Genomic DNA, 18,503 nt, shown 5'->3' on the forward strand with positions numbered 1-18,503 from the left:
CTTTTGCGTTTGATGCACTAAAACTAGTCGCCGCGAAAAGTTTGACCCTGTACCAGAGAACAGTCTGAATCTAAATATCTGTTTTTATAGCAATTAAAAATTAATTTTTTTTTCCGTAATAAAAATTCATTCCTGCCGGTTTGCGGGCTTCAAAGTTCATGACTACTTTTACAACTACAGGGAATTAATAGTGAAAATGGATATTTGTCGGTAAACGGAAATGGGGTATTCATGCTGATTCGAATTTTGGCCGTGGGTTTGGCAGCAGGTTTTTCGCTGGGCGGCTCACTTGTGAGCGCAGCACCAGTGAGCCTGACAGAAGTCGTAAAACAAGCCATTGACACAAATCCTGATGTACAGGCAGCGTGGCGGGAATTTCTGGAAGCAGAACAAAATGTGAAGATCGCCAGATCGGGCTATCTCCCGAAAGTGGATGTTACTGCCAGCTCGAGTCTGGTGCGCCGGAACTATGGTCTCGACCAGAGTTACGTATCCAATGAAGCCCGTATTTCTGTTACCCAGATGCTTTACGACGGCTTTTTTACCTCATCGGAAGTAAAGCGTCTTGAGTCGGCGAAGAAGGTCAGATTCCTTGAACTGTTAAATCAGGTAGAACAGATTTCATTAGAAGTTGCCACTGCCTACTCGGATGTATTGCTTTACCGCGAGTTGTTACTGGTGGCAGAAGACAACCTCAAAACCCACGTCGACGTTTATAAACAAATTGAAAAAAGTGCTGCTGCCGGTGTGGCCAGACGGGCTGACCTGGAACAAATCAGCGGACGTCTGTACCTGGCTGAATCTAACGTGATGACAGAGCAGTCGAACTTGCATGATGTTTCTTCCCGCTTCCTGCGATTGACCGGGTTTCGCCCGCCGGCGGAACTTGAACCGGTAGACAATCTCATAAACGCTGAGATCCCGTTATCGATGGAAGAGAGTTTACTTGAAGCCTACAAGCGCAATCCCGGTTTTCTGGCGTCATGGTACAACGTAAATTCAACCAATTACGGTATCGATTCTGCCAAGAGTCGTTATCATCCCACATTAAATCTGGTGGGCAGTTACGGTTCTCAGTCCCGGGATGAAGCGGGCCTTGATAACACCCAGACCGAAGGGCAAATCGGACTCCAGTTCTCATACAATCTTTACAACGGTGGTGCAGACCGGGCGTCTATCCGTGCTGCGCTGGCAGTAACCGATCAGGCTAAAGATCTGCGGGATAAATCCTGCCGCGATGTTCGTCAGACAGTGCAGATAGCCTACAACGACATTCGCAATCTGGACAGACAGATCCCGGCTCTGAACGAGCACCGGCTATCTTCCAGCAGGGTGCGTACAGCTTACCTGGATCAATTCAAAATCGGTGACCGGACTTTACTGGATTTACTGGACTCAGAGAACGAAGCCTATGAATCCGGCCGGGCATACACCGAAGCTGTTTTCACTCAATACAAAGCCATTTTACGTTTGATGGCCGGTAGTGGTGAACTGGCTGAATACCTTACGGTGACGCGGGATGAGTTTGATTTAACTGAAGCTATTCGTCTGTCGGAAGCCGTATACGATCCTATGTACGTTTGTCCGGCTGAAACCATCGATGTGATGTCTCAGGAAACCAATATTCTGATCCGTGATACAGACGGTGATGGCATTACCGACTTGTGGGATGAATGTCCTGATACACCTTTTGATACCGCAGTGGATGACTTTGGTTGCGCAACTCAGCAGCAAAACACCGGTGACATCATTGGTGTAAAACATCAATCTGAAGTGGTGATTCCTTTCGGCGCTGATTCCGCTGAACTGGACCCTAAATACCTCGTTAAACTTGAGCCTATGCTGGATACGCTCGGTAAAGACCCCGCAGCCGGCGTTGTTGTGTACGGCCACGCCTCTCTGGAAGGGGAGTCTCACTACAATATGATGCTCTCTGTACGGCGTGCCAATGCCGTTGCTGACTGGCTGAAAGTTCAGTCCGGTAGTAATGAGCAACGGATCTCTGCCATAGGCCTGGGTGAAGATAAGCCCCTTATCAATGACATTTCACCTGAAGCGAACCTGGCGAACCGGCGCGTGGAAGCCGTTGTCGTGGTACTTAACTCTTCAATAGATTCGCCGGAGTACATCAATTAATGGCGCAACCTAAGTTGTCTGACCCCGCAATCGAGAAGCTGGCCGAATCCTCTGCAATCCATGGCGGCTGTCTGATGGCCTGCCTGAAAGCAATTTGTGATTTCCACGGCATTACCCTCGTGCCCGATGCGGTTATGGCAGGATTGCCAATGGACAACGGAGAATTATCACCATCGGTAATGCCCCGCGCTGCCAGCCGGGTGGGTCTGAACTGCAAAGTGGTCAAACGTGAGCTGGTTGAAATAAATCCTGCGTTATTGCCGGCAATTCTGGTGTTGTCAGAACAGCGTTCCTGCGTTTTAGTTTCCTGTCAGATTGAATCCGGCCAGGCTGAAGTGGTATTCCCTGAAGCACCGGAAACCGTTGAAGTCGTCGATATAGAGGATATTGAGAAGGACTATACTCAGTTCGTTATGTTTTTGCGTCCGGACAGGCGCATCGGAAAACCGGCATCGGTATCCAATTCTCAAAAAGGTGTGCACTGGCTCTGGCATACCGTAGGTTCAGCGGTTTCGCTGTATAAAGATGTATTGCTTGCCTCAATATTCATCGGGCTGCTGTCTCTTGCCATGCCACTGTTTGTGATGAATGTGTATGACAGGGTAGTGCCAAACGCGGCGACGGAAACGTTGTGGGTACTGGCTATCGGTGCTGCTATGGTGCTGTTTGCCGAGTTTTCATTACGTATGCTGCGGCATTTCTTTGTTGAACTGGCAGCCAGTCGTATCGATATCACTCTGACGGCGAATTTGATGCAAAAAGTGCTCGGCTTTTCGTTTAAGGAAAAGCCGGCCTCCACTGGTGCCTTTGTCAACAACCTGCAATCCTTTGAGGCGATCCGCGGATTTACTAACTCACTGACCCTTGTGGCGCTGGTCGATCTGCCTTTTGCAGTATTTTTTATTGTCATTATTGCGCTGATCAACGGCTTTTTATCACTGCCAATTCTGGTGGGAGGACTTTTACTGATTTGTTTCGGGCTTTACGCCCAGCGCAACATGGCCAGGCTTGCCAGCAGTGCAAGTGAAGCTGGCTCAGCCAGAAACGGGCTGGTGACTGAATCAGTCAACATGTTCGATGACGTTAAGTTTTTTAATGCCGGTCATCATGTGCAGCATGAATGGGAACAGCATTCCATTTATCTGGCAAAACTTAATGCCAAATTACGTATCGCAGGAACATCGGTTAGCAGTGCTGCTCTATGGATCCAGCAGACTGTGGGCGTGTCTATGATTGTCGTCGGTGTCTTTCTGATCGTGGACGGTGAACTTACCCAGGGTGGACTGATTGCGGCGTATTTGTTGTCGTCCCGGGCCATGGGACCGCTGTCACAGGCTGCCAGTTTGCTGTCGCAATACCATCATGCCAAAACTGCCTATGAAACCCTGTCTGATCTGATGGCCAAAGAAGACGAGTCAAAAGCCGAACAAAAGTGGACGCAGCATACCCGTATCAATGGCAGGTTACACTTCGATAAAGTGTCATTTGCTTATCCTGAGCAGCCATCACATGTGATTAGCAGAATGTCCCTGACCATTGAGGCAGGAGAGCGGGTAGCTATTCTTGGCAATAATGGTTCCGGCAAAACTACCCTGCATAAATTATTGCTGCATGCCTATGCGCCGACCAGTGGCCTTATCACTCTGGATAATATTGATTTACAGCAATACGAGCCGAGCACGCTGCGTAATCAGATTGGTTATGTTCCTCAGGATATCAACCTGTTTACCGGCAGCCTGCGTGACAATATTACGGTGTTTCAGGAAGACTACGACGAAGACTTTATCTGGGAAATACTCAATGCCTGTGGTTTAACCGACTTTGTTAACCATCATCCCGACGGCCTGAATCTCAGTGTGGGAGAAGGCGGAAAATTACTGTCCGGAGGCAAACGTCAGTCTGTCGCTCTGGCACGGGCACTTATCCGTCGTCCGTCACTATTTTTGATGGATGAACCGACTTCGGCCATGGATGCCACTGCCGAACAACGTATAAAGGAACTGCTGGACAGAGAAACGAAAGGGAAAACCTTAATTCTGAATACCCACCGGCACTCTCTTCTCTCACTGGTCGACCGCATTATTGTTATCGATCAGGGGCACATCATTGTTGACGGTCCCCGTCAGGAAGTCATTAAACGTCTCGCTGCTGCGGTTAAAGGCTAAGGATTCATTATGCTTATGTCATGGGCCCGCGAATGGCTGGCACCACCTCCGGAAAATGACTGGGTTTTGGAAGCCGAGTGGGCGCGTATTCAGCAGCGGCCACTGCGAGCCAAAGCGCTGCTTTATGTGGTTGTACTCACAATCACGGCATTAATTGTGTGGGCATGTTTTGCTCCCATCGCAGAAGTAGCGAGGGGTGAAGGCAAGGTTGTGCCATCCAGCCAGCTACAAATTTTGCAGTCCTATGACGGCGGTATTGTTCAGGACATTCAGGTAAGGGAAGGGCAGAAAGTCAACGCTGGTGACATTATTCTGAAAGTGGATCCTACCCGTTACTTGTCTTCACTGCAGGAAAACAATTCAAAAAGAAACGCTGTGGCCGCAAAAGTTCACAGGCTGACTGCACAGACACGGGCGCAGCCATTGAGTTTCCCGGAAGAGCTCAAACAGGCCGCGCCTGAAATTGTGGCCAATGAAACCGCATTATATTTTTCCAGTGTGAAAGAGCTTGAAGAAACCTTGTCGAGGTTTGAAAGCCGGATTGCCCAGCGCCGGCAGGATTTGCAATCTTACCGCGCCGAATTGCAGCAATATCAGGACACTTTGTCTATTGCTCAGCGGGAGCTTACCGTCACCCGTCCGCTGATGGCTTCGGGCGCTGTTTCTGAAATCGATATTCTGCGGCTGGAAAAGCAGGTTATTGAAAATCAGGGGGCCATTCAACGCACACGGGCTGCAATAACCCGCAGTCAGGCAACCATTGATGAAGAGCAGAACAATCTGAAAGAAGCCAGCCTGAAAATGCAGAACCGGTGGAATGAAGAGCTCAATGAAGCGGTTGCCACCATGCAATCCTTGCAGGAGTCTCAAACCGGCCTGGAGGATGTGGTGAAACAATCTGAAATCCGCGCGCCGGTCGCCGGTACCGTTCAGCGACTGCTGGTAAATACTGTGGGTGGTGTGGTGACGCCGGGCAGTGCCGTTGTGGAAATTATTCCTGCCGATGACCGGTTAATCGTTGAAGCAAAAATCCCGCCCAAAGATATCGCGTTTCTGAAATTAGGACAGCCCGCCATTTTAAAATTCAGTGCTTATGATTTTGCTATTTACGGCGGTATGGAAGCCAGCGTTGAGCACATCAGTGCTGATACCGTGACTGACGATCAGGACCGAACTTACTACCTCGTCAGGCTTTCCACCGAAGACAAAAACGCCCTCAATATGGATATCCTGCCGGGCATGATGGTGCAGGTAGATATCATCACCGGTAATCGTACCGTCATGCAGTACCTGCTAAACCCGCTTATCAGGGCCTCTTCATCAGCATTAGGAGAACGTTAGGAATGAAATTTTTCGTGTTAGGAGAGTCGCTTAAGGAGTATGCACCGCTATCTGATGCAATAGCGTGGCACGAAGTTTCATTTTCCCTTGCTGCTGACGGGGGAATCTGCTGGGTCGACACCCGTGAAACTGACTGGTTACGCTTTGTGCGGGAAAGCAGTGTGCTGGGTGTGCATCCTGTGGTGATAAGTCACGCACCCGACATTAAAGAAATGCAGAGAAGCTTGGTCGTCGGCGGACGGGGCTATTGCAACGGAACCGAATTGATACGCCATTGCAATGAAATTGCCAGTGCTGTCATGGCCGGCGGCATGTGGATCCCCGGCGGACTCGTCACGGCGATGGTTCACCGCCTCAGTGAACATCCGGATTATGAGTTTAAAGAAGCGCAGACCGAAGTGCTCACCGAACGGGAAAAGGAAGTTTTGCGGCTTTTACTGGACGGTGATTCTAATCAGGATATGGCGGATAAGCTAAATATTACTGTCAGAACGGTAAAAGAGCACATGTCGTCTATTCTTAAGAAATACAGAGTGAAAGACAGGGTGGCCTTGCTGCTTAAGATTGGCCAATTCAAACGAACTGCCCTTTAACAGCGCTGAGAATCCGGAGAGGTAGGGGTGAATTTAATTCTTCAAAAAAACGTGCTCACTTTTTTGAGTGTGCTTTTCAGTATTCTTTGCACCTTTGGCGGTTACAAGGTGTACATGCAACTGTCAGAGCAGGAGCGCGCGGCATCTTTCGATGGACCGGTTAAAGAGTTCAATGAACATTTTAATGAGAATCTGGAGGACATGGAGTATACCCTGCATTCTGTGAATCAGCTGTTTGACTCTTCCTCAAATGTAGATGAAATTGAATTTGACTCTTTCAGCGGTCTGATTCTGGAATACAACCTGTCCATCGCAGGTATCGGCGTTTTCAATTTTGACTCCCGTGAAATGGGAGCTAAAACCACGTTGCCGGAGCCTCAGTACTGGCTGGCATCTGATTCATATCCCCAATTTACCAAACGGGAAGTAACGCTGGCGATGAAGCGGAACGTTGATTTACGGGAAGCGTCAAAACTGGACAATTTCGCCTCCGACCTTTTCAGTGTTAATGATAGTCAGCAGCAATACGTATTACTTACCCGCATTATGCCAGAACACAATTTATTGCTGGCTATGGTGATTGATCTACACCGCGCTGCCAAGCTTTCTATAAGTAATAGGATTGTCAGTAATTTCATTGTTTACCGCGAGGGAGAAAACAGAAAAGAGCTGGCTTTTTCTGATGTGAAATATTCTGCGACGCTGGCAAAACCTTTTAACGGCGAAATCTTCCTGTTTAACCGTGTCTGGCCCATGGTGATTTATCCGCCGGCAAATTTATTCAACCAATATTACGTAGCTATCCCTGTCATAGCGTTCCTGTTCAGTTTGATGGTGCTGTATCTGGTTTACTTTGCGTTCAAATTACACAAGCTCAGTGATGACCGGCAACTGGCCCTGCAGGACTTGAAGTTCGCCCAGAGTAAGATGGTTGAGGCCGAGAAAATTGGTGCGATGGGGGGACTGGTTGCCGGTATCGCCCATGAAGTGAATACGCCCCTGGGAATCAGTATTACCAGTTGTTCCCACGTGAACGATTTGATGCGGGATCTAAAAGAAGATTTCGATCGCGGTGAACTGGATCAGGAGAAGTTTGAAGATTTTCTGTCCTCCGGCAAGGAAATGCTGGGTATGGCGCTGGAAAATATGGGCCGGGCATCTAAGCTGATTGCATCATTTAAGAAAATTGACGTCATTAATGCAGACGATTCCACCAAAACAGAGCTGGTTGACGTGGCCGAAATCGTTGAAAACTTTGTTGAGCATTATCAGCAAAATGCCATGTCAACGAAGATTAAATTTGATGTGGAAATTGGCAAGCGGGCACAAATTCATACCTACCCTACTGTTATTACTCAGGTGCTCGCCAGCCTTGCATCGAACTCAGAGGTTCATGCGTTTGCGAAGAAGAATGAAGACTGTGTTATTTCAATCCGGGTGTCTTCCTTCGGTAACTCCGTATTACTGAAGTTTGCAGATAACGGTAGCGGCGTGAAAAAGAAAAATCTCGCACAAATTTTCGACCCCTTTTATACCACTAACCGTGGTGCCGGTAATGCCGGTCTCGGCTTAAGCGTGGTGTACAACCTGGTGAAAAGTAAGCTGAAAGGTGAACTGAACCATGGTGCAGTACCCGGAGGTGGTCTGTGGATATCACTACGAATTAAAGACTTAGAAGAGAAGGAGTAAACTATGGGGAATCCATTATTTGCCAAGCAGAAAGCTGCACCAGCTGAGTCTGTGGATGACGCGACAGAGCAGAAAGATACCTCACCGTTGAAAGTGTTGATTATCGATGATGAAACCGAAGTTCACCGGGTAACCGACCTGACGTTAAAGCGTTTCCGTTTTGACGGCAAGAAAATTCAGTTTTTGCATGCGTATTCCGGAAAAGAAGCGAAGGAGATTTTCGAAAAAGAGACCGACATCGCGCTGGCCCTTGTGGACGTAGTTATGGAAACGGATCATGCCGGCCTTGATGTGGTGCATTATGTGCGTAAAGAGCTGAACAACACAGCCTGCCGGCTGGTATTACGCACCGGTCAGCCCGGTCAGGCACCTGAGCATGAAGTCATTGAGCGCTATGATATTAATGACTACAAAGAAAAAACGGAATTAACCAGCCAGAAGCTGAAAACCCTGATGTACACAGGGCTGCGCTCATACCGCGATATCTCTACCATTGAGAGCCACCGGAAAGGTCTGCGTCAGGTCATTGAAAGTACCACTAAAATGTTGCAGACCCATGCGCTGAACGAGTTCGCCTCAGCGGTGCTGAAGGAAATCATGAACCTGCTGCAACTGGACTCCAGTGCCATTTATTGCTCTACCTTCCCGCAAAGCGCCGAAGCCACTAAAGGCCGCACGGTATTGGCAGCTACCGGAAGTTTGGCTGACATTAAGGAAAGTCACCAACCTGAAGTGCCTGACGAAGTGGAAAGTTGCTTTAAAGAGGTTTTGGCATCTAAACAGTCTCAGCATTTCCCTTCTGGTTACGTGTTCTATAACTGCACCGACCTGGGTTATGAAAATCTGCTGTTTATCGACACCAAAGGTACGCTTTCTGATGCACAGAAAGAGTTTCTGGAAATTTACTGCATAAACGTATCACTGGTTTACGAAAACCTGATGATTACAGAAGAAATTTCAGAGACACAAAAAGACATTATCCACATGTTGGGGAATGCTGTTGAATTGCGCACCAAGGAAGTTGGAGCGCATGTTAAACGTGTGGCGGAAATCAGCTACAAACTCGCGGTTATGGCAGGTTTGAGTGATGATGAAGCTGAGAATATCCGCCGTTTTGCACCGGTTCACAATCTGGGCAAGGTCGCCATACCCGATTCTATTTTACATAAGCCCGGAGAACTCACCCCGGAGGAGTGGGACATCATGAAGTCTCACCCCAAAGTCGGTGCGGATATGCTGAGCCTTTCTAACAAACCCATGATTAAGAATGCGGCGAAGATTTGCTATGCACATCACGAGCAGTGGAACGGTGGCGGTTACCCTGAGGGCCTTAAGGGTGAAGACATCCCTGTAGCTGCGAGGATCACAGCGCTGGCTGATGCCTTTGATTCCATGGGCTCAAAACGCAGCTATAAAGAGGCGTGGCCGAAAGAAAACATTATTTCAGAGATAGAAGCACAAAAAGGTGAACAGTTTGATCCCCAACTGGCGGAAATCTTACTGGCCAATTTTGATGACTTCTGGGCTCTGCGTGCCCGCTATCCGGATTAAAAGGAGAGTATCGTGTCCAAATCTGTAACCGAATCGATGGCGGCGTTACTCAGCCCTGATTTGCTGCGGGCACTCCCGGTACAGTCTCAGTTTCCGCTGCTGGATCAGGCCGTTTATATTGGTGCTGATTGTTATCATGTATCAAGCTGGCATGTGAGTGACGAGGCAAGTATTGCCGTGGACTGCATGGGGTGTATTCCCGGCCGTCAACTGGAAAACAGCGTGTTAAGTTCCCTGCTGGCCTGTAAGGGGAAAAATCGCTGGGCAGAACGCAGTGTCGTTGATGCCAGTTTCTCTGACTGGATGGCACAGGCAGGCATGGCGGACAAAGTTTGCTCTGTGTATGTGATTGCCGATGAACAGCATGTGGGGGGATTCATTGTTTTGGTAACGCAAACGCCGGTAGATGAAAACGATGCAGGTCTGACTAAATTGCTGGACGAATTCACACCGCTACTCATAGAAAGTGAGTATCTGAAGGAAAAGAAGGAAGCGGCCATCGAAATGGAGAAACTGTGCAACTTAGGTGGCATGGTCGCAACGGTGGCTCACGAGGTAAATAACCCTCTCGGTGTAGCGATCACATCTTTGTCGCACCTTAAAGAAAGTGTTGATGATCTTGATAAAAGTTTCAAAGACGGAACCCTGACAGAAGAGTATTTCTCAGACTTTATAGACGACAGTAACGAAGTAAGCGATTTGCTCTCGTTCAACTTAGGGCGTGCTGCCAAACTCATCCGTGACTTTAAAACCAATGCGGTAAACCAAAGCGCTGATGTGCTGATGGCGTTCCCGCTGAAGGGCACCATCGAAAGTGTGCTGAGCAGCGTAAAACCGCAGTTGAAAGCGAAGCAAATTGAAATTGTGCTGGATTGTCAGGTGCCCGACACCTTTATTATGAAGGGATTTCCGGGAGCCCTGTCTCAGGTGCTGACAAACTTACTGTTCAATGCGTCTATTCACGCTTTCGATAAATCCATTACGTCTCCTAAAATTCAAATCAGGGCAGAATCAGCGGATGGCAAGGCAACGATTACCTTTAATGATAATGGTAAAGGGATCCCTGAAGAGTTTCGTGAAGTGATGTTTGAGCCCTATTTTACCACCCGCCGTGAAGAAGGTGGCAGCGGTTTAGGCCTACATATCGTGAAGAACCTGACAGAAAACAAGATGCAGGGACAACTGACACTGCAAAGTGAAGTGGGCAAGGGGACTGAGTTTGTTATGGTCCTTCCCGTTGAGATAGATGCTGAATAGAGTAGTTGTGAATGACCCTGAATAAGCAGCTGTGGATTGCCATTCTCACCATTATTGCCATTAACAGTGTGGTGAGCTTTCTGGTGCTATTTTTCTCTACGCAGAAAAATACTGAGGAACAGTTGTATCTGAAGAACATTGATGATGCGAATTCACTGGCACTGGTGCTGACGCAGGCGGAGAAATCACCGGCCGGCATTCGCCTCATGTTGTCTGCAAAATTCGATTCAGGGCATTATTCACTCATCCGGCTTGAAGGCACGGACGGGAATGTTATCGACGAGATCTACTTTGAGGGGGAAGCGTCAACCGCGCCGGACTGGTTTCAGTCCATGGCGGAACTGACCGTGCCGCCCGGCATTTCCCAGGTGAGTGACGGTTGGGATCAGTTTGGTACCCTTTATGTTGAAAGTCAGACTGCCTTTGCCATGGATACATTGTGGTCGAAGTTTAAAAGCTTTGTGATGAGTATCGTGATCCTCACTGTAGGGATCGGGATAATCGGCTCCCTCATTTTACGTGTCATCCTGAAACCGTTGGGGACTATTGTCGACCAGGCCAACAGTTTTTCAGAGAGGAAATTTATAAAAATTGCGCTGCCCTGGACCGCCGACTTTGCCCGGGTGGTAAATGCCATGAACTCGCTGGCCGACCGCTTTAAAGCAAACCTCGTAGAGAACAACCGCCGGCTTGAACTTGCCAGGGAACGGGAGCAGCATGACCCGGTGACGAATATTCCTAATATCAATGCCTTCTTTACACTACTGGAATCTCAACTGAGATTTCGTGATAAAGATGGTCAGAACGTGCTGCTCATGCACAGCCTGATGAAAGACAAAGGCGATATTCAGGCGTTTGCGCCGGAGATATTTAATCAGTTCGTAAAAGAGTTTGCTGACAGGCTGGACGGCTTCTACCGTGAACACAGTGAGCTTTACACCGACTTCCGCATGGCCCGAATCAATGAAACAGATATTTGTGTATTGCTGACAGAGTGCCGTGATCTGGAAGGGATTCAGGAAGTGTTTATGGAAGACAATCCGCTGGAGCACAGTCCGGATTTTGCCGATCTGAATATTCACTGCGTCACCGCCGGCGTTTACATACGGGCCGATGAAGCGAGTTACGAACTGCTCGACCGGGTCGACGGATTACTGGAAGAAGTGCAGGAAAGTGAAACCGTGTTCGGTTTTAATCTGCAGCCTTTACCGGAAACGCACTATCGCTGTGACAGTAAAGAAAAATGGCAAAAAGATTTCGATATCGCCAGTCAGTCTGCCGAACTGATGACGGTGAGCGTTCATACCCATAGCGGTAAGACCATGCATTATCAGGCTTTCATGCTGTACAAAGACGGCGATGAAATGCGAGGATTCGGACGTTTTACTGAAGCGGCCCGCCGCTTTGGTACGGTAGATAAAATCGATCTTCTGGCTCTGAAGAAAGCGCTGGCATGGCTGAAAGATAATCCCGAAAAATGCTGCGCGGTGCTGCTTTATCAGGAAACAATCCTGGATACGTTTAACAGATCACAACTGGAAGATTTATTAAAAGCGAATCAGGATGTGATCACCCGGTTATCGCTGGAGTTGCGGGAGCACACAGCTGCAAACCATCCTAAATCCTTCCGTCAGTTCTGTGAGCTGGCTGATTATTTCAAAGTGGATACCGGGCTCAAAAGAGTGGGAGAAAGCTTTTCGAAGGTGGCCGATGTGCATGAATTTGGCCTTAAATACCTGAAGATTGACAGTACTTACGTGTATGACGTGGTGAACAACCGCTCAAATCAGGTCTACCTGAATGGTCTTGCCGATCTTGCCCACTCCCTGGGAATGGCGGTGATTGCCGATGGCGTAGTATCTGAAAAAGACGAGGAAGTTCTGCTGTCTATCGGTTTCGACGGTGTGGCGCGGCTAAACATTGACGATCAGGTTGCAGTAAAGTGACAAACTCGCCGTACGTGGTACAGTACATGCTCAGTCTTTATCAGGGTAAGTAGTTGTGCTCCTGTTGAAACAGCCATTCTTTCAGGGTAACCCCATATCATTCAGTCAGCGTCGGCTGTGCATTATGGTGATTGCCTGTTTCCTGCTGACAAACGCATTTGTTACCCGCGCATTTGTCGATATTAACTTTGGCAAATTCTGGCAGGCCGTCGCCAGACATGGCGGTAAAGTCGATGCGGGCCGTCAGGCGGGTCTGGAAGGCATGTTCAATGAAGCGCAGAATCTGCCGGAGTCGAAGCAGCTTCTTCTGGTTAATGCTTACTTTCGCGATAACGTAACCTACAAAACCGATGATATCGTCTGGAAGCAAAGCGATTACTGGGCATCACCGGCAGAGTTTCTGGCTAAAGAACTGGGCGATTGTGAAGATTACGCTATCGCTAAATATATCTTCCTGCTCAAACTGGGGGTCGCCGAAGAAAAGCTGCGTCTTATCTATGTAAAAGCTAAAGTGGGGGGGCGCCGCAGCACTGTGACACAGGCGCACATGGTTCTGGGTTATTATGAAACTCCCACCAGTCAGCCTATGATCCTCGACAGTTTAATTTCAGAAGTGCTGCCCGCACGGCAGCGAACAGATCTCATTCCGGTGTTCAGTTTTAACAGTATGGGGATCTGGTCTCCGGGCCAGAAAAAATCATCCGGTTCTCCCTCGGCCAGATTATCCCGGTGGCGTAACGTGCTGGACAAAATCAGCTCTGAAGGCATCACGGTAACATCCTGATCCCGCTTTAGCCTGTACGAATCATCGCCGGTGCCGCGGCGGATTGTTGACTCGCCGCGCCGGTGTGGTCAACATAAGGCATGACGTGTCTCTGACTTTATATTGTTGTTCTTATGAAAATCCTCCATTCCTCAGACTGGCATCTCGGTCAGAGCTTTTTTACCCAAAACCGTAAAGACGAACACCAACAGTTTCTCGACTGGCTTTTGCAGGTTGTGGAAGTGCAACAAATCGATGCCATCATCGTTGCCGGCGATGTGTTTGATACCGGTACGCCACCCAGTTATGCCAGAGAAATGTATAACCGGTTTGTGGTGGCCTTGCAGGCTCACCGCTGTACCCTGATTGTGCTGGGCGGAAACCATGACTCTGTGTCAGTGCTGAATGAAACACGGGGGCTGCTGTCTTGTCTGAATACCCATGTTATTGCCTCGGTGCTGGAAAACCCCGCGGATCAGGTGGTAGAACTTAAAGATAAAAACGGCGAAACCGGCGCATTTGTTTGTGCGATCCCGTTCATTCGCCCCAGAGACGTGCTGGTCAGTGCTGCGGGTCAGTCCACAGATGAGAAGAAACAGCACCTGGGTGATGCAATCAAAGCCCACTACCGGAGTGTGTACGATGTCGCGGCTGAGCGCCGCGAAGCTTCAGGAAAAGCCGTTCCTGTTATTGCTACAGGCCATCTTACTGCGCTTGGCGTGTCTGCCTCGTCCAGTGTGCGGGATATCTACATCGGTACGCTGGAAGGCTTCGCCGCCGATGGTTTTCCGCCGGCAGATTATATTGCGCTGGGACACATTCACCGGCCACAGAAAGTGGCTAAATCAGAGCATATCCGCTACAGCGGCTCTCCTGTTGCTCTCAGTTTTGATGAGCTGGGTACACAAAAGCAGGTGGTGCTGGTGAGTTTTGAGGGCAGCACAACCCCTGTTATCGAAGTCCTTCCTGTACCGGTTTTCCAGCCTATGGCAGTTATCCGTGGCGATCTGGATACCATTGAGCAGTCACTGAAAGCGTTCACTGATACGGCAGCAACCACCTGGCTGTGTATCGAAGTCACCACGCAGGGGTATTTGTCTGATTTGCACCAGCGTATTCAGGCAATGACAGAAGATAAGCCGGTAGAGGTGCTGCAACTCAGGCGGGTTCATGAAAGGGCTGCAGCGTCGTTGACGGCAGAATATGAACAGGATTTGTCAGAACTGTCGCCGGAAGAGGTCTTTGAGCGGCGCTTGCTGTTAATGGATGACGCCACAGAGGCAGAGGTGAAAGCAGAGTTGCGTACACAGTTTCGTGAAGTAGTATCGGGCCTTGATGCCGGGGAAGCAGCACAATGAAAATTTTGACCCTGCGGCTTAAAAACCTCAATGCGCTCAAAGGTGAGTGGAAGCTGGATTTCACCGGCGCCCCGTTTACGGATAACGGCCTCTTTGCCATCACCGGTGCTACCGGAGCAGGCAAAACCACCTTACTGGATGCAATCTGTCTGGCGCTTTATCATCAGACGCCCAGGCTTGGGCAACTGTCTGCGTCATCCAATGAAATCATGACCCGTGGTACCGGTGACTGTCTGGCTGAAGTTGAGTTTTCTGTTAAGGGCACGGCCTACCGTGCTTTCTGGAGTATGCGGCGGGCACGGGGTAACGCAGACGGAAACCTGCAACCGGCGGAAGTGGAACTGGCCGAAGTAAAAAGCGGGAAGGTACTGGCAACACAAATCCGTCCGAAAGCGGAGGAGATAGAGCGGATCACCGGTTTAAACTTTGCCCGTTTTACTAAATCCATGATGTTGTCGCAGGGGGACTTTGCAGCCTTCCTGAATGCGCAGGAAAACGAAAGAGCGGAGCTGCTTGAAGAGCTGACCGGCACCGAAATCTACGGTGAGATTTCCCGCCGCGTTCATGAAAAATATAAAGAAGCTGAACAGGAACTGGCATTGCTGCGGGGAAACCGCAATAACATTTCTGTGCTGAGTGAAGAAGAAAGAGCATCGCTGGTTTTGGCACTGGCGCAGGCCGACAATACGCTGAAGGAAGCCCGCGAAGCGTGTGAACACTGGCAGAGCGGGCTGAACTGGCAGGCCGGTTTTGCACAGCGCTTGTCACAGAAGCAGCAGGCAGAAGCTGCGCTGGCTAAAGCAAAAGATGATCTCACTGCATTTGCACCGGAGGCAGAAAAACTGCGGCAGGGTGAACTGGCAGAGCAAATTAAACCTGAATATGAGCAACTGCGTGCGGCAGAATCTGAAGTGCAGACATTGCAGCAGCGCAATGAACTGCTGAAAGAGCAGCAACAGCAAAGTGCACAGCACGCAGAAAGCAGCCTTAAAGAGAAAGACCAGTGCACCGCAGCCCTGGAAATCGCGGAGCAGGAAGGAAGTGCCCGCATTGCACTTATTCATAACCGCGTGATCCCGCTGGATAACAATATTGCCAGGCTGACTCAGGAAAAGCGTGAACTTGAATCCGCGCTGGAGCAGCAAAAAGCAATCACTGACAAACTTGCCGCAGATATTGCAGGATATGAGCAGGCGGTAGTAAGCATGCATGAGCAACTGACTGCGCATAAAAACTACCTGGACGCACATCGGGCCGACAGTGTTTTGCTGACGAAGCTGTCAGGCTGGCGCGGACAAATCAATCAGCTTGGCGGGCTCACCGCCATTGTGGCGACTTCAGAAGAACAAGCCGTAAAGGCCCGTGAGCAGGTTGACGGGCAGACACATCAGGTTGCACAGGCGGAAAAAGCCCGCAATGAGGCTATCAATCTTTATAACGACAAGCAGTCTGCTGTGACAAAACAACAGCAGATAGTTAATTCGCTGGCCGCTGAACAAAGCGGGCAGCAGATCGAACAGGAGTTACTGGCCATAGAACAGTGCTGGGCGCCGCTTAACCGGGCGATGTCGTTACAACAGCAATACCTGAAGTTATGCGGGAAACAATCTGAGCACAAAGCTGAACAGGCGAGGCTGCAAAGTGACTACGATGAAGCGGTAAAGCAATGTGGCCTCATGCGCGAAGAATTTGTTGCCCTCAGGCAGTCTTTAAAGGATGTCACGTTACTGCTGAAACAAGAGGAGCAACTGGCAGAGTTCCGGATGCAACTGACTGACGGCGAGGCGTGTCCGCTATGCGGCTCATTGTCTCATCCTGCCTCCGGGGAGGTCGCACTGGACGTGTCTGCTACTTTAACCCGCAAGCATGAACTGGAAGCACGCCTTAAAGAGGCGGAGAGTCGTGGCATTGCGCAAAACGAGCTTTGCGAGAGATTAAGGCTCGGACTGGAACAGAACACGCAGGCGCTGGAAAAAGCTATACAAGATTCAGATGACATTGCCGCACAGTGGGAAACCATATCACAGGAAGCCGGTGTTTCAGTTTCTCTGAATGATGAAACCGGACTGACTCAATATGAGCAGCAGCAAAAAAATCGGGGGGCAGTGCTGCGGGAACAGCGAAGCAGAGCAAATCTTGAGAAGGAAAAGCTTGCTGCACTCACCACAGAACTCAACGAGCTGCAACGGCAGGTAAGTCATGGTGAAAATCAGGTAGCACTCGCCGCTGAACGGTTGGCCCAATATCAGAAGCAGGCTGGTGACACACAAAGTGCACTTAAAAGCGCACAACAACAATGTGCTGCGCTGCACAATGCCATAGCGAAAGAAACCGCTGACGCCGGACATCCGTTACCGTCATCGGGTTTTGAAGCCTGGCTGGAAAGTCTGGAGGAGAAAGCGCAGCAATGGGCAGATACCAAAGAGCAGGTGACTGCCCTTGAGCAGCAGGCATCTCAGCAGGCGGTGTATCGTGAAAATGCACAGCAAAACTGGCAGGCAGCAAAAGCGCAGGCCGGTAAGCTGAGTACTGCATTTAACGCTTTATGTGACACCCTTACTCAGCATCAAACCGAACGCCATGCTCTGGCCGGTACAACTCCGTCGCAAACAGCCATCACGGAAGCGGAACAGCGCATCGCGCAGGCAAAGCAGGTAGCACAGCAGGCACAGGAGCGGGCAACGGCCGCAAAGGAGCGCCATACCGGCATCACATCTTCATTAAACGCTGCTGTTGAAGCGCTGGGAGCCGCGCAGCAAAAGACGGAAGAGTTATCTGAACGCTGGCAAATGCAGCGCAACCGGGCCGGTTTTGACAGCGATACAGATTTTCAAAATGCGTTACTTACACCCGGAGTACGTGATCAGCTCAGCCGTGAGAAGCAAACCCTGGAAGCTGCAACTCAACGTCATTCGGCGTTATTTGAAAGCGCCTGTACCCAGTACAACAGCTGGCTCAATGATGAACAGGCAGCACTGTGGCAACAGGCTGACGGCGATGAGTTGCAGAGTAAATATCAGCAGGCCAATGAAGAACGGGATCGCATTCTCACCCGACGGGGAGAACTGGCTGCCAGATGTCAGGCTGATGATGAGCAGCGTGAGAAATTGCACAGTTTGTCAGAAGGTATAGCGGAAAAAGAACAGGCGTTTGAGATCACATCTGCCCTGCACGGACTAATCGGTTCCGCCACCGGTGATAAATTCCGTAAATTTGCACAAGGCCTGACGCTGGATAATCTCATTGTACTGGCGAACCGTCAGTTACAACGTCTGCATGGCCGCTACAGGTTGCAGCGAAAGCAGGCGGACGGTCTGGCTATTCTGGTAGTGGATACCTGGCAGGGCGATATCGCCAGAGACACCCGGACTTTATCCGGTGGCGAGAGCTTTCTGGTCAGTTTGTCGCTGGCACTGGCGCTGTCTGATCTTGTCAGTCATAAAACCAGCATTGATTCGCTGTTTCTGGACGAAGGGTTTGGTACGCTGGATGCTCAAACACTTGATATTGCACTGGATGCGCTGGATAACTTAAACGCCTCCGGCAAAATGATTGGCGTGATCAGCCATATCGAAGCGATGAAAGAACGGATCCCGGTACAGATCAGGGTGAATAAGCGAAGTGGCCTCGGGATCAGCGAGCTGGATAAAAGCTTCCGCTTCTCCCCTGAAGCGCCTCTTGCCGGATAGTAAAATCCGGTCTGA

At 49.7% G+C, this 18,503-nt stretch carries 11 protein-coding genes; all 11 read left to right on the forward strand.

The window, feature by feature from the left end:
- Positions 1-231 precede the first annotated feature (231 nt).
- Complete coding sequence (locus DS731_RS05020; protein ID WP_119500295.1) at positions 232-2,136, forward strand: TolC family outer membrane protein; 1,905 nt, start codon at positions 232-234, stop codon at positions 2,134-2,136.
- Positions 2,136-4,301: a type I secretion system permease/ATPase gene (locus DS731_RS05025; RefSeq protein WP_232373481.1), complete on the forward strand. Its 2,166-nt coding sequence runs from the start codon at positions 2,136-2,138 to the stop codon at positions 4,299-4,301. The genes DS731_RS05020 and DS731_RS05025 overlap by 1 nt, the downstream gene beginning before the upstream one ends.
- Positions 4,302-4,310: 9 nt before the next feature.
- Positions 4,311-5,642, forward strand: a complete 1,332-nt coding sequence (locus tag DS731_RS05030; RefSeq protein WP_119500296.1) for an HlyD family type I secretion periplasmic adaptor subunit — start codon at positions 4,311-4,313, stop codon at positions 5,640-5,642.
- Between the two features lie 2 nt (positions 5,643-5,644).
- Positions 5,645-6,235, forward strand: a complete 591-nt coding sequence (locus DS731_RS05035; protein WP_119500297.1) for a response regulator transcription factor — start codon at positions 5,645-5,647, stop codon at positions 6,233-6,235.
- A 27-nt stretch (positions 6,236-6,262) separates the two neighbouring features.
- Positions 6,263-7,924: a sensor histidine kinase gene (locus DS731_RS05040; protein ID WP_119500298.1), complete on the forward strand. Its 1,662-nt coding sequence runs from the start codon at positions 6,263-6,265 to the stop codon at positions 7,922-7,924.
- Between the two features lie 3 nt (positions 7,925-7,927).
- Complete coding sequence (locus DS731_RS05045; protein ID WP_119500299.1) at positions 7,928-9,475, forward strand: response regulator; 1,548 nt, start codon at positions 7,928-7,930, stop codon at positions 9,473-9,475.
- A gap of 12 nt (positions 9,476-9,487) precedes the next feature.
- The gene (locus DS731_RS05050) at positions 9,488-10,732 is read left to right on the forward strand and encodes a sensor histidine kinase (RefSeq protein WP_119500300.1); all 1,245 of its coding nucleotides are present in this window, start codon (positions 9,488-9,490) and stop codon (positions 10,730-10,732) included.
- Positions 10,733-10,743: 11 nt separating this feature from the next.
- On the forward strand, positions 10,744-12,678 hold the full coding sequence (locus DS731_RS05055; RefSeq protein WP_119500301.1) for a bifunctional diguanylate cyclase/phosphodiesterase: 1,935 nt from the start codon (positions 10,744-10,746) through the stop codon (positions 12,676-12,678).
- Positions 12,679-12,733: 55 nt separating this feature from the next.
- The gene (locus tag DS731_RS05060; RefSeq protein WP_232373482.1) at positions 12,734-13,462 is read left to right on the forward strand and encodes a transglutaminase-like cysteine peptidase; all 729 of its coding nucleotides are present in this window, start codon (positions 12,734-12,736) and stop codon (positions 13,460-13,462) included.
- Between the two features lie 113 nt (positions 13,463-13,575).
- Entirely contained in the window at positions 13,576-14,799 is a 1,224-nt protein-coding gene (sbcD, locus tag DS731_RS05065) for an exonuclease subunit SbcD (RefSeq protein WP_119500302.1), read from the forward strand.
- A complete protein-coding gene (locus DS731_RS05070) occupies positions 14,796-18,488 on the forward strand; it encodes an AAA family ATPase (protein ID WP_119500303.1) in 3,693 nt (1,230 codons plus the stop codon). The genes sbcD and DS731_RS05070 overlap by 4 nt, the downstream gene beginning before the upstream one ends.
- Positions 18,489-18,503: the final 15 nt, after the last annotated feature.

The organism is Alteromonas sp. RKMC-009 (assembly GCF_003584565.2).
Taxonomy (GTDB): Bacteria; Pseudomonadota; Gammaproteobacteria; order Enterobacterales; family Alteromonadaceae; genus Alteromonas.